The organism is Terriglobia bacterium (genome assembly GCA_020073085.1).
In the GTDB taxonomy this organism is placed as follows: Bacteria; Acidobacteriota; Terriglobia; order JAIQFV01; family JAIQFV01; genus JAIQFV01.
The window spans coordinates 1-8,476 of sequence record JAIQFV010000068.1; the positions used below are offsets into that span (position 1 = coordinate 1).

The window sequence follows — 8,476 nt, forward strand, 5'->3', positions numbered from 1 at the left end:
ATTCCGCCATAGTCATACGCCAGCGTCAACACGAGGTTCCGTCCCCAATCTCCGTACCGATTGCAGAACTGATCCCACCGTTCTCCCTTCGCTTGCTCCACCAGCCCGACGATGTCCTCGAAGGGTCGCCCTTTTCGCCACTTGTTAGGCTCGGCCCCTCCTCCAACCCGATCGAGTCGACTCTCGACCTGTTGTAGAAACTCGACACTCCCCAGAACCACCCGAGCCTGCAATTCCTTCCAAGGCGCCTGTTTCAACCCCTCTCGCAGCGCTCCTTCCACATACTCCTGATAAGCCCGCCTCCCATTCTCCCTCCCCAGCCAACTGAGAATGGTCTCACAGTGCAACCACTCCGGCGGCTTCTCCAAGCCGATGTAGCTGCGGTAGGAACTCCAAGGATAGTTTCTCAACCACGTCACACGCGCCTCCCACAGCTCCCCCTCCGCCTCTCTTCCTGCTTTGGAAATTGGAAAGGTCTGACCCAAAATTCCGCAATTTTGGACAATTTCAGCATTGCCAAGACGAAGACGCAATCATCGTTGCGGTTCTTGACGACCTCACACCATCCAAGTTCGACAGCCTTTGTTCTGGGAATGTCCATTTGTCCAAAGTCCCGATCTGACCCCGCGAATTTTATTCCAGCAGTGGGTATTTCAAGGGTCTCCTGGATGAGATCTCCCTCTACAACCGGGCCCTGACGATCGATGAGATTGTCGCTATTTATAACGCCGGGAGCAGTGGAAAGTGCAAGTACCAATTCGACATCACCACAACGTCGCTTCCGACGATGTTCGTCGGCTCCCAAGCTTCATATCAGATCCAGACCTTGAATGGAACTTCACCGATTTCCTTTAGTTTGACCTCCGGCAATTTACCCACAGGGACGACACTCAACTCGAACGGGGTGATCAGTGGGACTCCGACTGGTGCGGGACCCTTCAGTTTCACGGCACAAGCGACAGACGCCACGAACGCTGTGGCCAGCAGGACAATTTCTGCGACGGTGTTGACAGCCTTGACTCCGCCCTCGGGACTGGTTGATTGGTGGCCGGGAGACACCAATGCCAACGACATTGTGGGCAACAATAACGGCACGTTCACAAATGGGGCAACCTACACGTCCGGCGGCAAGGTAGCGGGCGCCTTCAGTTTCGACGGGGTGGATGATTATGTGGATATTCCCTCGATGAACATCGGCATCACCTTTTCCCTCGAGTTCTGGGTCTTTCCCACGCGCACGGGGCTTCTGGAGCATTTGGTTTCCAACACATACGCCGGATCTAATTTCGGGCAGTTTTATCTGATCAGCGGCCAACTGTATTACTACCAGGGTGGGAGCACCCGGCTATCCACGCCTGCAAACAGCGTCGCTTTAAACACTTGGTCTCACGTGGCTCTTACCTATGATGGAGCTGTGGCCAGAGTCTATGTGAACGGCACTTTGCAGGGAACCAGTGGTCAACACACTATGACCTTCAACAACGCCTTGAGGCTGGGTCATGACATTTCTAATTCCAGCAGTGGGTATTTCAAGGGTCTCCTGGATGAAGTCTCCCTCTACAACCGGGTCCTGACGGCCGACGAAATCCTGGCCATCTTCAACGCCGGGACTAATGGCAAGTGCAAGCCTTAAGCTGAAGTGCGTTCACTGGTCCAAATCGTTCTAGGGCCTGAAAGGTGTCACGTGAAATCGCAGAGCAGTGCAGACCAACCAAAGCGAAGTTCGATCCGTTTGATCGAGATCAAGCATCGACGAGAGTGATTCGCTTGAAAGAACACATAGCGACGAGGAATTTCACGATGGGAGCACTCATATGCAGAGAGCAGCCATGAATCCATTTCATTCGATCAGATCGGCACGAGACCAAAGAGAGCTTCGACGGCTCTTCCTCGGATTGTTCAATCTTTTTCCAGGACCGCCTTGGGGCACAGCAATTTCAATTCTTGCTTTCAGCGTTGCCTTGTCTTGGCTCGGCTTCGGGTTTACCACTAAAACCCTTGCTCAGGAGAATACAAGAGCAAGCATTCGCAGGCACGACAGGCTTTCGTCACAACCGGAAGCCGACAAGATGCGCCGAAGGCTCGGAAAACGATTCAATGCTGCCGGTCTCGAAAAGTCAACCCTCACGGGCTTTCTCACAATGGGGAACGAACGCTCTCACATTCGCATTGTCCGGACGCAGGGGGATGACGGGGAGCAAGTCGCGCTCGCCTTCGGCGGAGGACAGCCCACACTCCTGTGGACCAGAAATGATGGAGTTCTTTCTAATGGGGCGCGTGCAGTAGGGGACGAAAGAGGGCTCGTGGAAAGAATTGTTTTGGACAGCCCCGACCAGTTCATTCAGGCCCAGTTATCTGGTGCGAGCTACTTCACCGTCGCTCGCAACGTCAGGCCGCATGAAGCCGGGGATTCACCCACGTATACGGGTCCGACCTGGGACATCGTACGCATCGGCGAGCCGCAGGCGCTTCTTCAAAACAAACCTCTCAGCCCCTGGCGACTTTATTACATCAACCACTCCACCGGGTTGATCGACAAAGTGATTTCGCAAGAGCAGGGCGGGGCGATAGTGGCTGAATTCGGGGGTTGGGTCAACGATGGCGGGGAACTGGAACCCACTCTCATTCGGTGGACCCGGGGCGGGCAGGTGGTGATGGAGCTGAGTCTCAATAATATCGGACATGGACCAAGACAGTGAAAGGAGAGCGCGACCATGAACTCGAACCGGTCCTCAATCTGGTCGATTCTAGGAAAAGTTGGATTTGTTCTGTTTTTGAGTGCCATTTTTGCCATTGGCCTCCTCCCCTGTCAGCCCTCCTTCGCGCAGGCGCCTGCGCGTCCTGATCGTGGGATTACGCCCTTGGGGACTTATGCCGTTTCCGATATTGAAAACGTCAATCTGAGCAATGGCAATGTGAACCTCTCTATTCCCTTGGCTGGATTGCCTCCGATCGCAGGAGGGCGGTTGTCCTATGTGCTGAGGGCTGTGTATAACAGCAAGGTGTGGGATGCAACTAGGCAGGAAATCGACAATCCCATCCCAGGAGAGCCTCCACCCGACAACTATGTGATCTCTCACCTTCAGGTTTCACCGGTTGGGGGCTGGACTGTTGGTGGGGTTTACTCAATTGATTTTGAGGACAGTCAACACGATTTTGATTGGTTGATGCCGACCGACCCCAACGACCCGGATTATTACCGTCTCCTTCAGTATCAATGGAAAAAAGTAACGCTGAGAACTCCCGATGGCGCCATCCACGAACTGCGACCCAACAATTCCACAGAGTTTGATGGTAATCGTGACTATCTGCGTGGGTACTTTAATAGCTGGCCCGACACGACGCATCAGTCCATGAGCTATTACTCTGTCGACGGCAGCCGTCTCTGGGCTGTGATTAATCCCTCGGCCTCGCCTGTCAGTTGGACCGTTTATTTTCCAGATGGAATGACAGTCCAGGACGGTGTGGACGGACAGCGAATTCGGGATACCAACGGAAACAGTTTGAAAATATACTCCGCATCCACATACGATCCCGACCACCCGGAGAATCCACCGACCATTACCACCCACTATGTGGACGAAGGCACGGGAAGGGAAATGCTCTATGTCTTCGATCCCAATGGGAACGAAGGCCAGGGCATTGGTCACATAGAGTATCAGGCTGTGGGGGCCAACCCAATAAGTATTGACCTCAACTTCGGAACGACGTCGGTCCAATGGCTGACATATTCAATAGCCGACGAGCGTGATGCCTATCCTTGCAACGGTGAAAGGGCATTGGTCTTTGCCGAGATCCCGGTATTGCGGTCGATTGTGTTGCCGGCGACAGAAGACGAAGAGGTCGTCCCGAGGCGCCACTTCACGTTTTCCTATAACTCGGACAATGTCGAGCAGCGGACGTTGCTGCAGAATCCAATTTGTGGACCACAGTTTCCGACAGATCCGGTCCCCGTCTCCACGGGCTGGGGTGCCCTGAGCCATATGGAACTGCCCTCTGGAGCGGCGGTAGATTATGTATACAACCTCGAATTGTTCCACTTCGCCAATGTCGAAGCCATGGATCCGCCGCAAGAACACATTATGAGCAAGACCGTCACCCATGATGGAGCGAGTGATGTTTGGAGCTACGATATCTCTCCAGGCGTGAGCAGCGTTGTGAACCCTGGTGGATCAACAATCGATGAATGGTCCTATGAACATGATCTAGGGAGTTTTTTGGTCAATGGCGGCGAGGGGGGATATGATGGTTTGGTTTACCGTGAGAATCAGTCAGGGAAAAAAGTGATTGAACGTCACTGGATTCAACTGATCTTCAGTGGAGCGAGTCGCAACAGCCCAGGGGGCATTGTGAACTTCAATCCCGTCGTGGATGCCGAATACACCACCCTGGTGGAAGGTGGTGTGCCGGTCAAAATGTCGGCCAAGACCTACCAGTTCGATTACAATGGCAACGTCACTCAAGAAACCGAGTATGACTGGTTTGACCCCGGTTCGGTGAGCCGTGATGCCCAGGGAGTTCCAACGGGCGTTCCTGCGGGGGCCACTGTTCTGCGGGTGACCAATAGTAGTTACTATAACCAGGCTTCGGGCTCCAGTTCGGCGAATGTATACGCCAAGCGGTCGATAGGGACGGCAACACCCTTGATCCTCAACGCGCTGAAGGAAACGACCGTTGGCGCCAGTGACACCCAGCTCAGCTATGACGGGCAGTCCTATGGCATTGCGCCCACCAAGGGCAATCTAACCAAGGAAAGCCGGTGGGACAACATCAATAACCGGTGGTCCACGACCCAGCACACCTATGACAATTACGGCAACCGGACTTCGACGACCGATCCGAATGGGCACCTGACCTACTTCTACTTCGACGATGCCACCCATGCACAGCCAAACCGCATTGTCGGTGATCCCCTCAACGGGACAGGGGCACAGACTACCTCGATTGTTTATGATAACTCTACAGGCCGGGTGACCAGCCAGACCGATCCGAACGGGAATGTCACCACCACGGACTATACCAACCAACTCCTGCAAAGCGTCGATCCTTTCGCGAGAGCCGGGGTCGTTGCAGGCCCCTTGGTGACCGGTGGTCACCGGCGAGTTGTCAACCTGTACCACGATACCGCGCGGCGAACAGAAGTGAAGCAGGATCTAGCCCTTGAAGGGGATGCGCTGCTGAAGAGTCAGACGACCCTTGATCCACTGGGGCGTGTCGTGCTGACGGAGGCAAGCGAGAACGGCACCAGCTATTCCATCCGAGCGCACAAGGTGTACTCGTATTTGCCGCCTCCTTTGAAGGGCCAAGTTACATTCACGTCGAACCCGACACGTGGGATAGGAGAGCCCACTGATGGCTGGACCCGCACCACGCAAGATGAACTGGGGAGGATCATTGAGGTGGCGACATTTTCAGGGGGACAGCCGCCTCTGACGGGAACCAACCAGAATTGGACCGGCAGCGTGACCACCACCTACTATGCCGACCAGACGACGGTCGTCGATCAGGCCGGCAAGCCTCGCCGCAGCCTCAGCGATCCCCTGGGACGACTGATTCGCGTGGATGAGCCGGATAAAGACACGGGAGAGCTGGGCCCTGTCGACAGCCCCGCACAGCCGACCTCTTATCAATATGACGCCCTCGACGACTTGGTTCATGTCACCCAGGGAGGACAACATCGTTACTTCATGTATGATTCCCTCAAGCGGCTGGTGCGAGCCCGCAATCCGGAGCAGGATGTTTATGCGAGCATCGCTCTGCTCGACCCATTGACGGGGAACGACCAGTGGTCCATGAAATACGTATATGACAACGCCGGCAACCTCACCTCGAAGACCGATGCACGGGGGGTGGTGACCACCTATGCATACGACGCTTTAAATCGGGTAAAGACCCGCAGCTACGGCGGAGCGACCGGGGTGGATTGGACCCCAACAGTCACTTACACCTACGATGTCGGTACGGGCTGCAATTTTAAGGGACGATTGACGCAGGTCACAAACAGCAACTCGACGACGAATTATACTTGTTACGATGCCATGGGACGAGTTTTGGGAACTTCCCAGGTGACCGGCGGACAGACCTATGCGATGAGTTATGGTTATAATCTCGCCGGTGGGATGACAACTCAGGCCTACCCCTCCGGCCGGGAGGTTACGACGGGCTATGATCCTGCTGGAAGAATGAATGGCCTCAGCGGTCCCCAGAGCAAGATCTACGCGACCACTTTCCTTTATGCGGCCCACGGAGGGATCGCGTCGATGAATCTGGGCAACACCTTGTGGGAGCACAGTCACTTCAATGGTCGGCTGCAGCCTGACGAGATCGGGCTGGGGACATCGAATGGCGATTCCAGCAAGCTGAAGCTGGAGTACGCTTACAATACCTTGGGCGCTGGTGATAACAACGGAAATGTCCTAAGCCAGAAGATCACTTTTGACACCCTGGGGACACAGACCGTCATTCAGCAGGGCTACTCGTATGACCCCCTGAATCGCCTGTTGGACGCCAATGAAACGGGCGGCTGGCATCAGACCTACACCTATGACCGGTACGGCAATCGCACCACGGTGGACAATCACGGGGGGATTTATCTGCCCACCTTTTCGCTCACGGTTAGTCAGGCCAACAATCGAATCACCGATCCCGGCTTTAACTACGACGCCGCGGGGAACCTCAAGCAGCAGCCGGACACGCCGGGCGCCACCACCTACAAGCTATACACCTACGATGCGGAGAACCGTCTGACCAAGCTCAATGGCGGGGCCGCGACGTATGTGTATGACGGTGACGGTCGCCGCGTGAAAAAGATGGTCGACGCATCGATCACCACGTACGTTTATAATGCCCAGGGACAGCTGGTAGCGGAATACACGAACACATCGCCTACGGGGAACGGAGGGACAAGCTATTTGACGGCGGACCACCTGGGCAGCACGCGGGTGGTGACCGATTCCAATGCCAACGTCATCGCCCGACATGACTTTCTGCCGTTCGGCGAAGAGGTTGGCGAACCCTATGGTGGGCGGTCCAAGCGCATGGGCTACGATGTGTTTGATAGCACCAACCAGAGGTTTACCTCGAAAGAGAGGGATGCTGAGAGTGGTCTTGACTATTTTGGAGTACGCTACTTTTCATCACGAATGGCTAGGTTTACAATTGTTGATCCGGCTTCTCCGCATTTCGACGAACCTCAGTCGTTGAACCGATATTCATATACAATCAACAACCCATTGGTTTTTGTTGATTCTGATGGCAAAGATTACCGAAAGACTGCCGAAAAACTAAAGGAGGCGTACCAGAAAACGAAGCAGGCGATCGCAACAGCGGCAGCCAAGACAAAGGAGGCTTGGGTAAGCGCAGCGAATGAAGTGGGTAGTGTCTACTCTGAAAATCCGAACTTTTCAATAAGTAATATCACTCGTACGGATCTTAACAATATCGGAAAAAATCTGACCTTGGCCATAGCAGTAGGTGAAGTACTTGCCTCAAATGCGTCCCCATTCGATGCTTCGCCGGCTGTTACTGAAGCACCTGCACCATCAAACTCTCCTAATTTTCTTGTATCTCCCGCTGGCGAAGCAATCATTGTGCCAGAAGGCGCCACCGGGCCCCTGCCAGTGGAAAATAGTAGCGGTAACACGATTGGATTCTCATTTAAAGGAGGTTCTGGTGGTCCAGGCTTGAATCCTAGGGTAAATGAAGTTCAAGTGAAAGATCCCACTCCTCAGCAGGGTGCTTCCCCTGGTTATCCCGGTGGCAATGTTAGCTACTATAACTCCCAAGGACAAAAAGTGAACTCTGCGACTGGCCAAACAGTGTCGAACTCTGACCCCTCTGCACATGTTCCATTGAATCCGGCTCCGAAGGATCCCACTGTCAAATGAGAAAGGACCACAAATGCTAGATCAATTGGTCGGAGAGCAACTGTCCGCTGTGATCTTTGTGCAGGATTACATTCAATTTGATTTTGATGACCATCTGTTGACTGTCTACAATTGGCCATCGGTCTCTTGTAAGACTGGAATAATCAAGTGGAATGAATCCGGTTTTCGCGACGGGCTTTGTGGAAGAATTGCCAAAAGAGTAATTTCCGCTACTGCAACTAAAGGTGATTCAATCGTTATCGAATTTGACGATAACTGCAAGATTATTATTTCTCTCGCGAGTAATGATTACAGAGGCCCAGAGGCAGCCGAGTTAAGAAATAAGGTGGGATCACCGGTGGTAATGATCTTTTAACCAAAGGAATAAAGGATGGGTCGCTGGTGGCACAAACAGAGGGTTGTTGCATGTTCGCGGCTCTTTCACAATTGGAAGCTCCAACTCCACAGTTAACCCGGATAATTCAGTGCGCCGTGAAAAGGCGGCGATCTTCAGGGGGTGAAAATCCCTCCCGGCAACTGTCGCTCCAGCCGGTAGCAACCGGAGCAGCGGTGGAAGCAATGAAACCGCTGAAGCCTCTGGTGGAACGAGG

Annotated in this window: 5 protein-coding genes; 4 read left to right on the forward strand and 1 reads right to left on the reverse strand. The window is 53.9% G+C overall.

Annotated features, from left to right (window positions below; genetic code table 11):
- Positions 1-419: hypothetical protein (locus LAO21_23215; protein MBZ5555627.1), on the reverse strand; the 419-nt coding region annotated here is incomplete at its 3' end.
- Between the two features lie 368 nt (positions 420-787).
- Here LAO21_23215 and LAO21_23220 point away from each other — a divergent pair.
- The 4 genes from LAO21_23220 to LAO21_23235 all read left to right on the forward strand — a co-directional run bounded on the left by LAO21_23220 (position 788) and on the right by LAO21_23235 (position 8,241).
- Positions 788-1,633: a putative Ig domain-containing protein gene (locus LAO21_23220; protein MBZ5555628.1), complete on the forward strand. Its 846-nt coding sequence runs from the start codon at positions 788-790 to the stop codon at positions 1,631-1,633.
- A 436-nt stretch (positions 1,634-2,069) separates the two neighbouring features.
- Positions 2,070-2,699, forward strand: a complete 630-nt coding sequence (locus LAO21_23225) for a hypothetical protein (GenBank protein ID MBZ5555629.1) — start codon at positions 2,070-2,072, stop codon at positions 2,697-2,699.
- A gap of 15 nt (positions 2,700-2,714) precedes the next feature.
- Complete coding sequence (locus LAO21_23230) at positions 2,715-7,886, forward strand: hypothetical protein (GenBank protein ID MBZ5555630.1); 5,172 nt, start codon at positions 2,715-2,717, stop codon at positions 7,884-7,886.
- Positions 7,887-7,899: 13 nt separating this feature from the next.
- Positions 7,900-8,241: a hypothetical protein gene (locus LAO21_23235; GenBank protein MBZ5555631.1), complete on the forward strand. Its 342-nt coding sequence runs from the start codon at positions 7,900-7,902 to the stop codon at positions 8,239-8,241.
- Positions 8,242-8,476 lie beyond the last annotated feature (235 nt).

Excerpts from the sequence above, each read along its gene's own strand:
- LAO21_23220 (MBZ5555628.1), top strand. The coding sequence starts at position 788 with ATGTTCGTCGGCTCCCAAGCTTCATATCAGATCCAGACCTTGAATGGA.
- LAO21_23230 (MBZ5555630.1), top strand. The coding sequence starts at position 2,715 with ATGAACTCGAACCGGTCCTCAATCTGGTCGATTCTAGGAAAAGTTGGA.
- LAO21_23235 (MBZ5555631.1), top strand. The coding sequence starts at position 7,900 with ATGCTAGATCAATTGGTCGGAGAGCAACTGTCCGCTGTGATCTTTGTG.
- LAO21_23225 (MBZ5555629.1), top strand. The coding sequence starts at position 2,070 with ATGCGCCGAAGGCTCGGAAAACGATTCAATGCTGCCGGTCTCGAAAAG.